Source organism: Paenibacillus pinistramenti, assembly GCF_005869875.1.
Classification (GTDB): Bacteria; Bacillota; Bacilli; order Paenibacillales; family Paenibacillaceae; genus Fontibacillus; species Fontibacillus pinistramenti.
In genome coordinates, this window is sequence record NZ_VAWG01000014.1 from 23,904 (window position 1) to 40,077 (window position 16,174).

14 protein-coding genes are annotated in these 16,174 nt (G+C 56.4%); 12 read left to right on the forward strand and 2 right to left on the reverse strand.

The features are described 5' to 3' along the window. Positions 1-171 precede the first annotated feature (171 nt). Positions 172-1,680 carry a cardiolipin synthase gene (gene cls / locus FCN15_RS14860; protein WP_138495780.1) on the forward strand — a complete coding sequence of 503 codons (1,509 nt, stop codon included), beginning with the start codon at positions 172-174 and terminating at the stop codon, positions 1,678-1,680. 75 nt (positions 1,681-1,755) lie between these two features. On the opposite strand, the gene FCN15_RS14865 is transcribed toward cls, so the two are convergent. Continuing rightward, the gene (locus FCN15_RS14865; protein ID WP_138495781.1) at positions 1,756-3,054 is read right to left on the reverse strand and encodes a S8 family peptidase; all 1,299 of its coding nucleotides are present in this window, start codon (positions 3,052-3,054) and stop codon (positions 1,756-1,758) included. A 57-nt stretch (positions 3,055-3,111) separates the two neighbouring features. Here FCN15_RS14865 and FCN15_RS14870 point away from each other — a divergent pair, with 57 nt between their 5' ends. The 4 genes from FCN15_RS14870 (at position 3,112) to ychF (ending at position 7,462) form a co-directional block, all read left to right on the forward strand. Then, positions 3,112-3,630 (forward strand): hypothetical protein, encoded by a 519-nt coding sequence (locus FCN15_RS14870; protein WP_138495782.1) that lies wholly within the window; start codon positions 3,112-3,114, stop codon positions 3,628-3,630. A gap of 200 nt (positions 3,631-3,830) precedes the next feature. Then, on the forward strand, positions 3,831-4,901 hold the full coding sequence (locus FCN15_RS19520; RefSeq protein WP_238996704.1) for a MerR family transcriptional regulator: 1,071 nt from the start codon (positions 3,831-3,833) through the stop codon (positions 4,899-4,901). Positions 4,902-5,228: 327 nt separating this feature from the next. Continuing rightward, entirely contained in the window at positions 5,229-6,257 is a 1,029-nt protein-coding gene (gene fni / locus FCN15_RS14885) for a type 2 isopentenyl-diphosphate Delta-isomerase (protein WP_138495830.1), read from the forward strand. Between the two features lie 104 nt (positions 6,258-6,361). Then, complete coding sequence (gene ychF / locus FCN15_RS14890) at positions 6,362-7,462, forward strand: redox-regulated ATPase YchF (protein WP_138495783.1); 1,101 nt, start codon at positions 6,362-6,364, stop codon at positions 7,460-7,462. Positions 7,463-7,579: 117 nt separating this feature from the next. Here the strand turns inward: ychF and FCN15_RS14895 are convergent, their stop codons facing one another. Next, the gene (locus tag FCN15_RS14895; RefSeq protein ID WP_138495784.1) at positions 7,580-8,521 is read right to left on the reverse strand and encodes an SDR family oxidoreductase; all 942 of its coding nucleotides are present in this window, start codon (positions 8,519-8,521) and stop codon (positions 7,580-7,582) included. A 198-nt stretch (positions 8,522-8,719) separates the two neighbouring features. Here FCN15_RS14895 and prfA point away from each other — a divergent pair, with 198 nt between their 5' ends. From prfA to FCN15_RS14930, 7 genes are all read left to right on the forward strand, one after another. Further along, positions 8,720-9,787 (forward strand): peptide chain release factor 1, encoded by a 1,068-nt coding sequence (prfA, locus tag FCN15_RS14900; protein ID WP_138495785.1) that lies wholly within the window; start codon positions 8,720-8,722, stop codon positions 9,785-9,787. A 4-nt stretch (positions 9,788-9,791) separates the two neighbouring features. Further along, positions 9,792-10,697: a peptide chain release factor N(5)-glutamine methyltransferase gene (prmC, locus tag FCN15_RS14905; RefSeq protein WP_420819582.1), complete on the forward strand. Its 906-nt coding sequence runs from the start codon at positions 9,792-9,794 to the stop codon at positions 10,695-10,697. Positions 10,698-10,826: 129 nt separating this feature from the next. Then, positions 10,827-12,002: an FtsW/RodA/SpoVE family cell cycle protein gene (locus FCN15_RS14910; RefSeq protein ID WP_138495832.1), complete on the forward strand. Its 1,176-nt coding sequence runs from the start codon at positions 10,827-10,829 to the stop codon at positions 12,000-12,002. A gap of 159 nt (positions 12,003-12,161) precedes the next feature. Further along, a complete protein-coding gene (locus tag FCN15_RS14915; protein ID WP_238996708.1) occupies positions 12,162-12,746 on the forward strand; it encodes a DUF421 domain-containing protein in 585 nt (194 codons plus the stop codon). 114 nt (positions 12,747-12,860) lie between these two features. Beyond that, positions 12,861-13,589, forward strand: a complete 729-nt coding sequence (gene spoIIR / locus FCN15_RS14920) for a stage II sporulation protein R (protein WP_238996705.1) — start codon at positions 12,861-12,863, stop codon at positions 13,587-13,589. 326 nt (positions 13,590-13,915) lie between these two features. Next, positions 13,916-15,109, forward strand: a complete 1,194-nt coding sequence (locus tag FCN15_RS14925) for an L-threonylcarbamoyladenylate synthase (RefSeq protein WP_238996706.1) — start codon at positions 13,916-13,918, stop codon at positions 15,107-15,109. Between the two features lie 139 nt (positions 15,110-15,248). Continuing rightward, the gene (locus FCN15_RS14930) at positions 15,249-16,097 is read left to right on the forward strand and encodes a DUF72 domain-containing protein (protein ID WP_138495787.1); all 849 of its coding nucleotides are present in this window, start codon (positions 15,249-15,251) and stop codon (positions 16,095-16,097) included. Positions 16,098-16,174 lie beyond the last annotated feature (77 nt).

The following is a 16,174-nucleotide window of genomic DNA, read 5'->3' on the forward strand; positions in this document are numbered from 1 at the left end:
TAACGATCGTTAGGTAAATTCTTTCATGAACGGCTGTCATTGTCAAGCGGATAGAAATACCTGTCACTCGCTGATGAATTTTGATAGGAAGAATTTGTTTGTTCGTGTAATATAGACTAAGACAAATCTTCAGCGAATTTTCAGATTTAGACAGAGATCAAGGGGAATGATATGAGAAAAGGAATACAAATCTTTTTCATAACGGCTATTTTAATCGTCTTTTATTTGTTTGGCTTTAACTACTTCGGGAAGTTTGGCGGCACGCTGCTCAGTATCTTTCAGACGCTGACGGTGATTACGATCGGACTGGCGATCTTTATGGAGAACCGCAACCCTTCCAGTACGCTGGCCTGGATTCTGGTGCTGGCCCTTCTGCCTGTAGTGGGTCTTATTCTGTATTTCTTGATCGGCCAGAACTATTTCCGCAGAAGAAAGTACGACAAGAAAGCGCTGGAGGATATGGAGGCTTACGAGCGGATTGACCATAACGGGCTGGTGATCAAAGGGGAAGATTCGCGCTTCACCCTTGAACAGCAGAAGCTGATCCGGCTTTCGAAGAAGATGGCGCGCACGCCGGTTTCGCTCGCCAGCCGCACCTGGGTGCTTACGAACGGGGAGGAGACCTTCTCCTCGCTGCTGAGGGAGCTTAAGAAGGCTACGCATCATATTCATATGGAGTACTATATCTACCGCGCGGACGATATCGGACGGGAGATTCAGCAGACACTGATCGAGAAAGCCAAAGAGGGCGTTGAAGTCCGGTTTATGTATGATGCGGTCGGGAGCATCGGCCTGTCCAAATCTTTTCTGAAGGAGATGCGCGATGCCGGAGTTCAAATCGGCGTCTTTGGCGCCGTCCGCTTTCTGGCCTTGTCCAGCCGGGTCAACTACCGCAACCACCGGAAAATTGTTGTCATCGACGGCAAAACGGCGTTCATGGGCGGGCTGAATGTAGGCGATGAATATTTGAGCCGCAGCAAGACGTACGGCTTCTGGCGCGATACCCATATGCTCGTTAAGGGCGAGGCGGTGCGCACGCTGCAGATTATTTTTCTGCAGGATTGGAAATACGTCACCGGGCAGACCATCATGGGGCTGGAATACCTGTCGCCTGAGCTGGAGCAGAACTGCACCGGGGCAGTCCAGATTATTCCCAACGGACCGGATAACGAGAAGCGCTCGCTCAAAAATATTATCTTCAGCATGATCGTATCCGCCGAGAAATCGATCTGGATCGCCACGCCGTATTTTATTCCGGACGACGACATCCTGACGGCGCTTGAAATTGCGGCGCTGGCCGGACTGGACGTGCGGGTCTTATTTCCGGCCAAACCGGATAAATGGCTGCCGTTCCTGGCGTCCCACTCCTATTTCCCGTCCCTGCTGGAATCCGGGGTGAAGATCTACGAGTATGAGAAAGGATTCCTGCACTCCAAGCTGCTGATCGCTGACGGCAAAGTGGCGACCGTCGGCACGGCCAATATGGACATGCGAAGCTTCCACCTGAATTTCGAGGTGAATGCGCTGCTGGTCGGCACGGAGAGCGTCGACAAGATCGTAGCTGACTTCGAGCGTGACCTGCTGTCCACCCATTTGATTGAACTGAACAGCTTTATGAAGAAGAAGATTGTCGTGCGCTTTATGGAATCAGCGGCCAGGCTCATGTCCCCGCTGCTCTAGCGGCAGTATGCTTGCGAAAAATACGTAAACCCTTCGGCGGAGGCCGAAGGGTTTTTTAGCTTTTTTAGCGCTGCGTTAAACCTTCGGCCTGTTTATCCACGGCTTCGGAACCTGGCGCGGGCGGGAGCGGGGAAGGCAATGCCTTTGCGGCTTTGCCTTCCCCACCTGCCTCAGCAGGAACCGGACGTCCGCCTCGCCGCTTCCGGCGCTGTTCCTTCCGTCCGGGAGCCGGAAGGCGTGCCGCATCAGCAGCCGCTTGACCTGCCCGGGAGCCAGCCGCGGGCTGCGCTGCAGCAGCTGTGCGGCTGCTCCGGCCGCAAGCGGGGCGGCGATGCTGGTCCCGGACAGCAGGAAGTAGCTTCGGCCGACCCGCAGATAGGCCAGCTCGCGGTCCAGCCTGGAGCCCGGGGCCCGCAGAGACACCGTCTCGCCCGGCGCACAGAGATCCGGCTTCCGGATGCCGCCCGGACCCGGACCGCGGCTCGAATACCAGGCGACGCGGTCACCGGCCTGCCGGATCGTGCGGCGGTCGTCCACGGCGCCGACCGTCAGAGCCGAAGGGCTGACGCCGGGCGATTCAATCGTGCCGGAGGCGGGCCCGCTGTTGCCCGCGGCAGCGACGGTGAAGATGCCGGCTCTCACGGCCTTCTCGGCGGCCTGGCACAGCGGATCGCCCTTGCAGCCCGCCGCCGCGGCCGGGCCGCCAAAGGACATGGACAGGATGCGGATTCCAAGCCGCTTCCGGTTCGCGATGCACCATTCGATCCCTTTGATAATGGTGGAATCGCGGCCCTCCCCGAACTGGTCGAGCACTTTGACGCCTACCAGCTCTGCTCCCGGAGCGGGCCCCCGGTATTTGCCTCTGCTTGCCCAGCCGTTGCCGGCCGCATCCCCTGCAATATGCGTCCCATGCCCGTTATCGTCATAAGGCTGGGTCCGGCCGTTTACAAAATCCTTGAACGCGGCAATCCGGTTGACCGGCCGGGTCAGGTCCGGATGCGGATAGATGCCGGTATCAAGCAGGGCAATCCGGATTCCCCGCCCATCCAGTCCCCGCTTTCTCCGGACAGCCGCAGCCCCTATCGAGGGGGTGGCGATATCCAGGTTTATGGTCCGGACCCGGTCCGGGTAAATCCCTTTTACACTGCGGCATCTCGCGATCTGCCTGAGACAGCGGCGGGACGCCCTGCCAGCCAAGGCATGAATGAGGCCCAGTCTGCGCTGCACGGGGAATGCGTTGGGCCCAAGCTCTTTCCTGAATCTGCGCAGCAGTCCGGGCGTTAATCGGGAGCTAAACTGGACGATCACCGGAATGCCGGCGGCGCGGCGGCTCTTCAGATCCGGGGCAGCCAGCTTCCTTCTTTGGTTTGTCATTGACGGATCACCTCTGTTGATCAGTCTATGCGGCTTTTTCAGAGGAGGCGCCGGTCTATGAATCTAGTATGTTCCTCCATTTTGGTTGAAATGAGGCGTTTAATCGGTTCCGACTGCAGGTTTGGAGCATCTACTATTCTATCTCCAAAGAAAGTGGTGATAAGAATGAGAGCTTCGAACAAGAAAAGAGTTTTGACCAGCAAAGAGAAAGCCTTAATTATGGCAAGGGTGAAAGCGGCAAAGGCTGCCCGGGCCAAAGCAGCGGCAAAAGCCAAAGCAACCGCTCCAAAGCGGCGCAGAGTCAGACAAACGCTAGACCGGTTCATTGTGTTAGCGGTGAGCCCGAACGGAACGAATACGCCTAAGGATTCCGCCGGCTGGACGGCCCGTCTGATTCCGCAGGGCGGCGGAACTTCGATTACCGCCAACTTTGACGATTTCGGTGTTGTCCGGTTCCCGAATATCACGACCTTGACAGATGTTGCTTATACCTTGACGATTTTTGACGAGAACAATAACGCTCTTGTCTCCCGCTCCGTACCGGCTAACCGTGAGTTTTATGTAGCCCGCTTCTAAGAGGCTCTTATTCGAGGCAGATGAACCCGGTTACAAAGAAGGCAAAGCACCCGCCAGCGCCATGCATCAGCACCGCTGGCGGGTGCTTTTGTTTATGCCGCTGCCTATGTAGCAGGCTTCACATGCTGACAATGCGTGTAAAGTTCTTGTATAAGGTTGTATAATGGTGAGTAAACGAAATGATAGACGGAGTGATTGCAGTGTACTCAATCAAACAGGTGGCCGCGATGCTGGAGATTCCTGCGGTTACGCTGAGAGCCTGGGAGAACCGGTATAAGGCAGTGCAGCCTCAGCGCAATGAATCGGGCTACAGGGTGTATTCGCGGGAGAACGTGGAGGATCTCCGCTGGCTCAAGCAGCAGGTGGAGGAGAAGGGGACGAGCATTTCCAGTGCGGTATGCCAGCTGAAACAGCGTCAGTCGGAAATAGGCGGAAGAGCTGGAGCGGCCGGAAGAGCTGCCGGAGTGCCTGAAGGCCCTCTTTCGGGACGTGGACATGGAACAGGAACAGGAATTGCAGACGGACCAGTAACTGAACCGAGAACCGAGATCGAAACGGCAGTCGCAGCTGAACCGGGAATCTTAACCGGCCCCGGTACCGGAATGGCACCCGAAATGTTAACCGGCGTCGGCCCCGGCACTACTGCTCTTCAAACGATGAGCGGCCGGATTTATCAGTCGCTGATTTCTTTTCACGGGGAACGGGCCAAGGAGCTGATGGATTTCGGCTTCTCTCTGTACGGTTATGATGCGATGGTTTATCAGGTGCTGGTCCCTGTTCTGGTGCGGGTTGGAGATGAATGGGAGGCCGGCAGGGCGACGGTTGCCCAGGAGCATTTTGCGACCCAGATGATTATGCTCCGTTTCTCGCATTTCTTTCATCTCTTCCCGGTTTACCGCTCCCTGCCCAAGGCTCTTGCGTTCTGTCCGGAAGGAGAGCATCATCAGGCCGGGCTGCTGCTGTTCTCTTTGTTCCTGCGGAAGCAGGGCATGGAGGTGCTCTATCTTGGCGCCAATACCCCCGAGGCGGGGCTGGACAAGCTGATCGGCGAACAGGGGATTGATCTGGTCTGTATGTCGCTGACCACCCCCCGGCTGACCGGGGCAGCGGCTGAGCTGGTCGGGCGGCTTAAGGCCTCATATCCGAGGCTGCGTTTTGCGGTTGGGGGGAAGGCGCTGGAGAAAGCGGAGGCCGGGTCTTTCCCTGTTGAAGTGATGCCGCCGATGCCGCAGGAGTGGGAACGGTGGTTTGAGAAGGAATTTTTCGAATAAGGGGTTAATACGGGTAAGGGTTAAGGCGGACACGGGGCGAAAGACTATACCTTGAAATCCGCCGCAAAAATGATTACTGTTTACCCTATGACTGCCCGGTTTTTTTACATAGAAAGATGATGGACAATATTAGTTGAAAAAGGCGATGCAGCAGCAAAGGTTATCCCAAATCGACCTGGCTATAGAGAAAGGAAGACAATCATCGTGAAGCAGAAGCGGCGCGGCACAGCATATAAAGGAACAGCACACAGCGGTTCAGTATTTACAAGAAGGGGATTCCGGAAATCTGCCGATCCCCTGCTTCTGGAGTCAGGGCAGGCTTCGTCCATGACGGACATCTCGGGACGCAAGACGGAGCATATCCGCATCTGCCTGGAGCAAGAGGTTAATGGAGCAGGGGTGAGCACCGGATTCGAACACTACCGGTTTCGCCATAATGCTCTGCCGGAGGTTGACTTTGAGGAGATTTCTCTGGAGACGGAGTTCCTCGGCCATAAGCTGCGCGCTCCGCTGCTTATCAGCTCAATGACAGGCGGGAGCCCTGCGGGCGGCTCCATTAACGAGCGGCTGGCAGAAGCTGCGGAGCACAGAGGCTGGGCGATGGGCGTAGGCTCGGTGCGCGCCGCCGTAGAGCGGGACGAGCTTGCGCCGACCTTTGCGGTGAGACGGTTCGCGCCGACGATTCCCGTCATCGCCAATCTGGGCGCCGTCCAGTTCAATTACGGATTCGGCACGGAGGATGCGCGGCGGGCTGTGGAGATTGCGCAGGCCGATATGCTGGTGCTGCATTTGAACAGCCTGCAGGAGGTATTCCAGCCGGAAGGCGACACGGCGTTCGGCGGTCTGCTGAAGAAGATCGAAGGGTTGTGCCGGGAGCTCGAAGTGCCTGTTGGCGTCAAGGAGGTCGGCTGGGGCATCGACGGGGAGACTGCGCAGCGCCTTTATGCGGCGGGAGTAGACTTCATTGACGTGGCGGGTGCGGGCGGAACCTCCTGGAGCCAAGTGGAAAAATTCCGCAGCGCCGACGCCCTGCGCCGCCAAGCTGCCGAAGCGTTCGCCGGCTGGGGCAATCCGACCGCCGAATGCATCCGCGAGGTGCGCGGATTGCTGCCGGAGGCGGCCCTGATTGGCAGCGGCGGCCTCAGCAGCGGCGTCGAAGCCGCCAAAGCCATCGCGCTTGGCGCCGACCTGGCCGGCTTTGGCCGCTCGCTGCTCGGCTCCGCCGTTTCGTCGGCGGCTGAGGTGGAAGAGCAGCTCGCCCGCACCGAGCTGGAACTGCGGACCGTCATGCTCGGAATCGGCGTCCGGAGTGTGCAGGAGCTGAAGAAGACGAACCGGCTTATCCGCCTTTCATAGCCTTGCCCCTGCATTTGATCTAATATATAATATGTAAGATTGTTTGAAGGAAGCTTTGGCTGGATTGAAATTCATCTTACTTATTATGAGGAGTTGTCATATAAATGGCTTTGAAAGCAGGAATCGTGGGTCTGCCGAACGTCGGAAAGTCCACGCTGTTTAACGCAATCACGCAGGCGGGAGCGGAATCCGCCAACTATCCGTTTTGTACGATCGACCCGAATGTCGGCGTTGTTGAGGTTCCGGATGAGCGGCTGGACAAACTGACGGAGCTGGTCGTTCCGAACAGAACGGTTCCGACAGCTTTTGAATTTGTGGACATTGCAGGTCTGGTGCGCGGCGCAAGCAAAGGCGAAGGACTCGGCAACAAGTTTCTCGCCCATATCCGCGAAGTGGACGCCATCGTTCATGTGGTCCGCTGCTTTGAAGACGAGAATATTACGCACGTCGACGGCAAGGTTAACCCGGTAAGCGATATCCAGACGATCAACCTGGAGCTGATCCTTGCAGACCTGGAAAGCGTGGATAAACGTATCGACCGTGCGAAGAAAAATATGAAGGGCGGCAACAAGCAGTACGCCCAAGAGGTTGAAGTGCTGGAGCGCCTGAAAGAGGCGCTGTACAACGACCAGGCTGCGCGCAGCGTGGAGCTGTCCGATGAGGAAAGGCTGCTCGTCCGCGACCTGCATCTTCTGACGATGAAGCCGGTCCTATATGCCGCTAACGTGAGCGAAGACGGCGTGACCGACGCGGATACCAACCCTTATGTGCAGCAGGTCCGTGATTTTGCCGCTGCGGAGAACGCCGCTGTGGTACCGATCAGCGCCAAGGTAGAAGCGGAAATCGCCGAGCTTGAGGGCGACGATAAGGCGATGTTCCTTGAGGAGCTGGGACTTCAGGAGTCCGGATTGAACCGTCTGATCAAGGCTGCCTACAGCCTGCTTGGCTTGTATACGTATTTTACAGCAGGTGTGCAGGAAGTTCGCGCCTGGACCATCCGCAAAGGAACCAAGGCTCCTGGTGCGGCCGGCGTCATCCATAGCGATTTCGAGCGCGGCTTTATCCGTGCAGAGGTAGTCTCTTACGATGACCTCGTCGCCGCTGGTTCCATGAATGCTGCCAAAGAACGCGGCCAGCTCCGCCTTGAGGGCAAAGAATACGTCGTGCAGGATGGCGACATTATGCACTTCCGCTTTAACGTATAACTCCATTTAAAACGGATTATTTTAGCATAGAAAAATAAAAGAATCCCACCCGGACCGGGTGGGATTTTTATAGCTTGCAGCGGACCGGCACCATAGCCGGCCTGCCGAACCTCTTATTTAAACCTTCAATTTCTCCTGCTGCCGGAGGCTGGGTTCGGAATCAGCCGAAGCCTCCGCCTGTTCCGCGGCTGCCCTTGTCACGGCCTCGCTCCATGCCCAGAAACGCCGGGCCTCCTCGGAAGAGGCGGCTCTGGCAGATATTTTTGCAGGCTTCCGCTTGTAGAAATACTGGCCCGAACAGCCGGTAACCTCCGGAGAGGCGGCCAGATACACGGCAGTGTCCGCGCCCTGCTCAGGCGTCAGAAAGAACGGCCTTAACATCCGGTGCACGGAAGCCCCGAAGCCCGTTGAGCGGCTTACGCCGATCTGCGTCGAGACGGCGCCGGGATGAACGGCATTGACCGTAACTCCGGTACCCTTCAGCCTCTCGTCCAGCTCTTTCATAAACCATAAATTGGCCAGCTTGGAGCGGCCGTAGGCTCCCCAGACTGTAAAGCTCTGCTCCATTTGGGGATCCTCGTAATTCATTCTGCCTATTTTATGAGCGCCGGAGGAGACGATGACAATGCGCCCCTGGCGGCTGTTTTTTAATAAGGGAAGCAGTTCCCGGGTTAAAATAAAATGTCCGAGATGGTTGACGCCCATCTGGCGTTCGAATCCATCCTCGGTTTCTTCGCGTTTAAGCGTAACAACGCCGGCGTTGTTCACCAGGACGTCGATGTGGCTGCAGCGTTCTTTCAGAATGTCCGCGGCCCGGCGGATTTGCCTGATGGAAGCCAGGTCGCACAAGATCAGTTCGGGATCCTCGCGTTTGCAGCAGCGTCTCACATTTTCCACAGCCGCCGTTCCCCGCTCCAGACTGCGGGCCAGCAGGAAGACCTTCATGCCGTACTCGGAAGCAAGCCTTCTGGCCATGGCCAATCCCATCCCTCCGCTTGCTCCGGTGATGACGGCGATTCTTTGCCGGGTATCCGGCCAGCTTGATTCTTGTTTAGACATGGCAGCTTCACCTTCCGTTAGAATAGGTATGAACTCAGTCTAAAAGTTCTGAATCTAAAATGCAAATACCCGCATCTGTTCAAAATTTGAATGTCATGATATAATAAAAAGTCGTTTACCAATTTGAAGTTTGCAGAATAAATATAGCTATGAGCTTATGCCTATTATCAGATATGAACCTACGAGAGGTGAATTCCTTTGCTGGATAAACTTGAAGCCCTGGTTGATCGTTACGAGAAGCTGAGTGAGCTGCTTTGCGATCCGGATGTTGCCAGTGATCCAAAGAAGCTGCGGGACTATTCGAAAGAACAGTCGGACCTGCAGCCCGCTTATGAAGCCTATAAAGAATACAAGCAGGTACTGGAAGAGCTTGACGCGGCTAAAGAAATGCAGAACGAGAAGCTTGATGATGAAATGAAAGAAATGGTTAAAGGCGAAATTGACAGCCTGACGGCCCGCAAGCAGGAGCTTGATGAGCAGATCCGCATTCTGCTGCTGCCTAAAGACCCGAATGACGACAAGAACGTCATTGTGGAGATCCGCGGCGCTGCCGGCGGGGACGAAGCGGCTCTGTTTGCGGCTGATTTGTACCGGATGTATACCCGCTATGCCGATGCCCAAGGCTGGAAGATCGAGCTGATGGATGTGAATGAAAGCGACCTTGGCGGCTTTAAAGAGGTTATCTTTATGATCAACGGCCGCGGGGCTTACAGCAAAATGAAATACGAGAGCGGCGCGCACCGCGTTCAGCGGATCCCGGCTACGGAATCCGGCGGACGGATTCACACCTCCACCTCCACGGTAGCGGTGCTGCCTGAAGCTGAGGAAGTCGATATTCAAATCCTAGACAAGGATATCCGTGTCGATACGTTCTGCTCCAGCGGAGCGGGCGGACAGTCGGTTAACACCACCAAATCCGCAGTCCGCGTAACCCATATCCCTACCGGCATTGTCGCCACCTGCCAGGACGGCAAATCGCAGAACTCCAATAAGGAGAAGGCCCTGCAGGTGCTGCGTACCCGGATCTACGATATGATGCGCCAGGAAGAGGAGGCCAAATACGCCGGCGAGCGGAAGAGCAAGGTCGGCACCGGTGACCGCAGTGAACGGATCCGCACCTATAACTTCCCGCAGAGCCGGGTGACGGACCACCGTATTGGTCTGACCCTGCACAAGCTGGACCAGGTGATGAACGGTGAGATTGGAGAAATCTTGTCAGCGCTGACGATTGCCGAGCAGTCCGAACTGCTGGAAAAAGGAGAATAACGCTTTGAACAGAGACAGTTATGTCATGTCAGCAGCGATAAATATTAAGGAAGCCCTTCAAGAGGCTTCTTCTTTTTTGGAGAAGGCCGGCATTATGGAGCCTGAATCCAATGCCCGCCTGCTGCTCAGCCACCTGCTTGGCTTCTCGCCGGCTGCGCTGCTCGCTGCGCAAAGGGAGCCTTTTCCCGGCAGCCGGCGGGCCGAATGGGAGCAGCTTGTAAGCCGCAAGGCGCAGGGCGAGCCGGCCCAGTATATTATTGGGGAGCAGGAATTCTACGGACTATCGTTTGAAGTTAATCCTGCCGTCCTGATCCCCCGCCCGGAGACAGAGCTGCTTGTGGAGCGGATCGTGCAGCTCGGCAGCGGGCTCTTCAGCGCTGAGGCCCCGGCTGCCCATTCGCCGCTTGTGGCGGACATCGGCACAGGCAGCGGCGCCATTGCTGCGGCGATCAAGCATCTGCGCCCCGGCTGGCGCCTGATGGCCAGTGATATTTCGCCGGCTGCGCTGGAAGTCGCCCGCAGAAATGCTGCCCGCCTTGATCTGCAAATTGACTTCCGGGAGGGGAATCTGCTGGAGCCCTTCACAGGCCTTAAGCTCGATATTCTGGTGTCTAATCCCCCTTATATTCCGGCAGCGGTGATTGAGGGGCTGCAGCCTGAGGTTAAGAATTATGAGCCGCGCTCCGCACTGGATGGGGGAGCAGACGGGCTCGATCCATACCGGATCATGATGGAGCAGCTGCCGCTGCTTGAGGCTCCGCCGAGGCTGATCGGATTTGAGCTCGGGATGGGACAGGCTGACGAGGTCGCCGAGCTTCTGGACAAGACCGGTTACTGGTCCCGCATTGAAACGGTGAAGGATTACGCCGGAATCGGGCGGCATGTGATCGGGATGGCTGGCAGCAATTAAGATTTGTTCTGACACGCCCGGATAGTGTAACATTAGGAATGGTTTGAACGTAGTTTATATGTCAGTCACTAAAGAACTTTGCGAAGAGACAGAGTTCAGGCATAAAGGACTCTGGGGGGATCCGGGTTGATCATCAACAAACTGAAGAAAATGGACTGGGCGATCGTAGCCATTCTCGCGCTGTTTATGGTGCTGAGCGTGATTCTGATTCACAGCGGGATCGCGGGCTGGAAGGATTTTAAAGGCGCCGATAAGAGAATGGCGATTTATTATATCCCCGGCTTTATCGCCTTTTTTGGCATGGCTCTGCTGGATTATAAAATCCTGGTCAAATATTACTTATACATTCTGGGTCTCGGACTGCTGCTGCTCCTGCTCGTTATCTTTATCGGGGGCAGCATTAACGGGGCGCAGGGCTGGCTGAAGATTCCCGGCGGACTCAGCCTGCAGCCGGCCGAGCTGTTCAAGCTCGTGCTGATCATCACCTTGACGGCACTGCTCGTTAAGAGGCACAAGGCCAAATTATCGTTCTGGAAAAATGTCGTGCCGCTGTCGCTGGTAACGATGGTGCCGTTCGGGCTCGTTATGGCCCAGAACGACATCGGCAACGGGCTCAGCTATCTGGTCATTCTGCTCGGCCTGCTTTGGATCGGGAATCTGAAGTATTCCCATACTCTGATCATTCTGGTCGTATTTGCGGCAGCGATTGTGGTCGGCATCAAATCGTATATTTCTTTTCACGATCAGATCCAAGCTTCCCTGGCCGGCACCAGCAAAGAGCACTGGCTGGACCGGATCGATCCCTGGCTGCTGCCGGACATAGCCAGCAAGGATGCTTCTTACCACACGCATAACGCCAAGATTGCGATTGCTTCGGGCGGCATGTTCGGCAAAGGCTACATGAAGGGCGACTTTGTGCAGAGCAGCCGCGTTCCCTATACGTATTCTGACTCGATCTTTGTTGTGGTGGCGGAGGAGTTCGGATTCGTCGGCTGCTCGGTACTGCTGCTTCTCTACTTCATTATGATCCACCGGATGATCCTCATTTCCCTGGAGGCGAAGGAGAGGAGCGGGCCTTATCTCATTGTAGGCGTCGTAGCCATGCTGCTGTACCAGATCTTCGAGAACATCGGCATGTTCATCGGCATTATGCCGCTGACCGGGATTACGCTGCCGTTCATCAGTTACGGGGGAACCTCGCTCTTAATCAATATGGCGAGCATGGGGGTTGTCATGAGCGTACGACTCCACGGGCATGAGAAGGAAGATACGATCGTGCAGAGCGGCGGAGCTTCATCTAAATAGAAGAAGAGAGATTGAATTAAGCCTTAAATGGCCTTAGGCCGAATGGTACTTTCAGCTGCGAAGCGGAAGGGGATCATTCGGTTTTTTTTATTATGGAATGAAATAGACTGAAATGGCAGAAGGCAGGAAATAGTAACCCTAAAGGAGGGACTCAAGTTGATGCTCAAGGTGATTTGGGAGACGCTTATTATCGCTGCAGCCGGGCTGGCCATACTCCGAATAAGCGGAAGAAAATCCATATCCCAGATGACGATTCCTCAGGTTGCTATTTTGTTGGTGGTTGGAACCGTTTTGGGCTCCGAAGTAGCAGGAAAGGGATTGTTTCATTCGATTCTGGCCTCCGCTCTGTTTCTGATGATTCTAATAATTACGGAGTGGATTGCTCTGAAATGGAACACAGGGGAAATCCTCATGAAGGGCCGGTCGGTGGTCGTGATCCAAGACGGGCAGCTCGTTACGGCCAATATGAGCAGGCTTCGTCTGACCGCAGACGATGTCGAGAAGCGGCTGAGGATGCTGGGGATTTCGCGGATTGAAGATGTTAAGACAGCCACGATCGAAAATAACGGGGAGCTCGGTTACGAGCTGATGCCGCAGGCGAAACCGGTCACGATGGGAGATCTGGAGAGAATCCTCAAAGAAAATTTCCAGCACATACAGGTAACGAAGCCGGCTGGTCCGGCAGTTACTATTTTTACGGAACTCAGCGGCCCGTCCAAAGAACCCCCTCCGGGGCTGCATTAATCATGCTGGGGTACGCAGCAATGTGAGATGAGAGAGGAAATTGATAGGTTTATAGATTCTGAAATCCGGACATACTGGCTGATAGAGAAGAGATTCGGCGGGGAGATGATTCGGATGAATAAGGAAATGAAGCGCGGTAAAGGGAACATGATGAAGACGGTGCTGCTCCTTGGCTTTAGCTTGATGATTCTGCTGATGTCCTGGGATAACCAGAAGACGGATGCGGCTGCTGTAAATACCGAAATTCCGTCGGAATCGATCCGGCTGCGGATTCTGGCTGATTCGGACGACCCGGGCGATCAGCTTGTCAAACGCAAGGTGCGCGATGCGGTGGTAGAGCAGATGAACGGCTGGGTTCAGGCGCTGGACAATCCGCAAAGCCTGGAGCAGGCCCGTGCAGTCATCCGGGGGCATTTGCCGGAGATCGAACAGCTGGTAGGGAATGTGCTTCAAGCGAATGGCCAGAACTATGGGTACAAAGTGGAGCTGGGCATTGTCCCGTTTCCGGCTAAGCTGTATGGCGGAGAGGTCTATCCGGCAGGCAATTATGAAGCGCTCCGCATTACGCTCGGTTCCGGCCAGGGCCAGAACTGGTGGTGCGTATTGTTTCCGCCCCTTTGCTTCATTGACGGCGGCAGCGGCGACGCATTGGCGAAGAGCAGCGAGGTTCAGACCGCTTCGGCAGCCTCGGCCAGCAAGGAGGTTAAGACTGCGAAGGCAGACGCCGGAGACAGCACAGCCGCTCAAACGGAAGCCGGCAAAGCGCAGCCCCCTGAGGTGCATTTCTTCCTGTGGGATCTGCTGAAAGAGTTCTGGGGCTGGGTAACCGGGATTTTTGCTTAAACCATAGGTTGAGAACTTAGATGTGCAGGATTAACGATTTGTTGGGCGCAACTTGTGCAAATAGGGTTATAATAATAAGATGAATCAGAACTTATATTCTTCCTAAACTTATAATTGAAAATACGATCTACTAATGTTCAATATCCATTTGCTTCTATTCTGATATCACACCAGGGCTGCTCCGATCCGGGGCAGCTGTTTTGGCGCAGATTTACGAAAATTGCGGCGACGGATTACAATAGAGGACAACCTGTCTGACTGCATACGCCGAAAGACAAAACTATAGACTAATATAGAAAGAAGATTCAGCCATGATTAATGATCCTATGATTAATGGTCCGGAAAAACAACACGCTGTTCCTGCGGAAATGAAAGCGAAAGTGAAAACGGAAGAGAAAATAGACAAAGCCAACGGAGAAGCCCAGCGGGTAGAATTAGCGTCGCCCAAACGCACTCAATATTGGGATGTGCGGGGCGGCCTGGATGAGGCGGAGGCCGTTACGGCCATCGCCGAGGCGGCGCAGGTGCTGGCCTCCGGTGGTACGGTTGCCTTTCCGACAGAGACCGTCTACGGACTTGGCGCCGATGCCCGGTCCACGGAAGCGGTGGAACAAATCTTTGCGGCGAAAGGCCGCCCGTCCGACAATCCGCTGATCGTGCATATTGCGGGTGAAAGCCAGCTCGCGGAGCTGGTGACGGACGTGCCCGAGACAGCCAGAAAGCTGATGGCCGCCTTCTGGCCCGGGCCGCTGACGATCGTGCTGCCCGTGCGGGAGGGCGCCGTCAGCCCGAAGGTGACGGCGGGGCTGTCCACCGTGGGCGTGCGGATGCCCGCCCACGACACTGCGCTGCGGCTCATCGCCGCAGCAGGCTGCCCGGTGGCGGCGCCAAGCGCCAACCGGTCAGGGCGCCCGAGCCCCACGGCGGCAAGCCACGTGGGCGAGGACCTCGCCGGCGCGATCGACGGCATCGTTGACGGCGGGCCCACCGGGGTGGGCCTGGAGTCAACGGTGGTCGAATGCGGCGCCGGCGGCGAAGTGACCGTGCTCCGCCCAGGCGGGATTACGGCAGAGGCGCTCGCCGCCGTGGCGGCGAGCGTTGCACTCGACCCCGCCCTGCGAAGCGGCGGGGAAGCCCATGTCCCGGCGCAGCCGCGCTCGCCGGGCATGAAGTACACGCACTACGCCCCGAAAGGGCGGCTGTGCGTGGTCAAGGGCGCCGCGGCCGAGGTCGCGGCCCGCATCCAGGCGGAGCTGGATGCTGCCGCTGCGCGCGGCGAACGAACCGGGGTGCTCGCGTTTGACGAGCACCTGCAGCTGTACCGGGCTGACGCGGTACAGTCGCTCGGCAGCCTCGCGGAGCCTGCCGAAGCGGCGCAGCGGCTGTATGCCGCGCTGCGCCGTTTCGACGAGGAGCGCATCGGCTTTATGGCCGCCGAAGCCTGCCCGGAAGAAGGGCTCGGCGCCGCCGTGATGAACCGCCTGCTTAAGGCGGCGGGCAACGAGGTTATATACGTGTAGGCATCCGCTGAGCATCTGCTAAGGATGCCGGACGATTTTTATACAAGAAAAATGCAGGCAAGAGAAGGCTCCCGCCGTCTGCTGCATGAAGCAGCCGCTCAGAGCGGGCTTCCTTGCTGCCAAGGCTGGGGGGCGGCTTATGATCAGAATTGGACTCGGCGGGTGGGGAGATCATGATGTGCTGTATCCTCCAAAGACGCCTGCCGCTCAGAAGCTTTCCGTATATGCCCGGCACTTTCCGGCCGTGGAGGTAGACAGCTCTTTCTATGCTGTGTTGGGGCAGGCCACCTACCAGCGCTGGATAGATCAGACGCCGGATTCTTTCACATTTATTCTTAAAGCCTATCAGGGAATGACCGGACATACGCGCGGGGAAATTCCTTTCTCCAGTGCAGGAGAAATGTTTGAGGCATACCTCCATTCCATTGCACCAATGGCCGCTTCAGGCCGGATGCAGGCGGTTCTGTTTCAGTTCCCGCCCTGGTTTGACTGCACGCCGGATCATGTCCGGCAGCTGCGTGCGGTGAGAAAGCGGATGGAAGGGCTGCCGGCTGCCCTGGAGTTCCGCCACCGAAGCTGGTTCTCCGAGGAATACAAGGAGCGTACATTAGACTTCATGCGGGAGGAAGGCTGGATTCATATCGTGTGCGATGAGCCGCAGGCAGGAGAAGGCTCCGTTCCGACTGTGCTTGAGCCTGCTGTTCCTGAGCTTACAATCGTACGCATGCATGGCCGGAACACCTCCGCCTGGAACAAGAGCGGCGCGCCTAATTGGCGGGAGGTGCGTTATTTATACGATTACAGCAGGGAAGAGCTGGCCGGCTGGGTAACGAATCTCGAAATGCTGCAGGATAAGGGCGCCCGCAACATTAGTATGATCTTTAATAATAACTCGGGCGGCCATGCCGCGCCGAATGCAAGATTGATGATGGACCTGCTGGGACAGAAGGCGGCAGAGCTGCCGCCGGAGCAGATCGATTTGTTCTAGCCCGCTCTGACAGAGCAAAGACAAGCTGAAGGCATGTTCGCCGTCTTGTCCGCATAAGGTGGTACTAACCCTATTGC

Coding starts and splice junctions, on each gene's coding strand:
- cls (WP_138495780.1), top strand. CDS start 172: ATGAGAAAAGGAATACAAATCTTTTTCATAACGGCTATTTTAATCGTC.
- FCN15_RS14925 (WP_238996706.1), top strand. CDS start 13,916: ATGATTAATGGTCCGGAAAAACAACACGCTGTTCCTGCGGAAATGAAA.
- spoIIR (WP_238996705.1), top strand. CDS start 12,861: ATGAATAAGGAAATGAAGCGCGGTAAAGGGAACATGATGAAGACGGTG.
- FCN15_RS14915 (WP_238996708.1), top strand. CDS start 12,162: ATGCTCAAGGTGATTTGGGAGACGCTTATTATCGCTGCAGCCGGGCTG.
- FCN15_RS14865 (WP_138495781.1), bottom strand. CDS start 3,054: ATGACAAACCAAAGAAGGAAGCTGGCTGCCCCGGATCTGAAGAGCCGC.
- FCN15_RS14870 (WP_138495782.1), top strand. CDS start 3,112: ATGAATCTAGTATGTTCCTCCATTTTGGTTGAAATGAGGCGTTTAATC.
- FCN15_RS14930 (WP_138495787.1), top strand. CDS start 15,249: ATGATCAGAATTGGACTCGGCGGGTGGGGAGATCATGATGTGCTGTAT.
- fni (WP_138495830.1), top strand. CDS start 5,229: ATGACGGACATCTCGGGACGCAAGACGGAGCATATCCGCATCTGCCTG.
- FCN15_RS14895 (WP_138495784.1), bottom strand. CDS start 8,521: ATGTCTAAACAAGAATCAAGCTGGCCGGATACCCGGCAAAGAATCGCC.
- ychF (WP_138495783.1), top strand. CDS start 6,362: ATGGCTTTGAAAGCAGGAATCGTGGGTCTGCCGAACGTCGGAAAGTCC.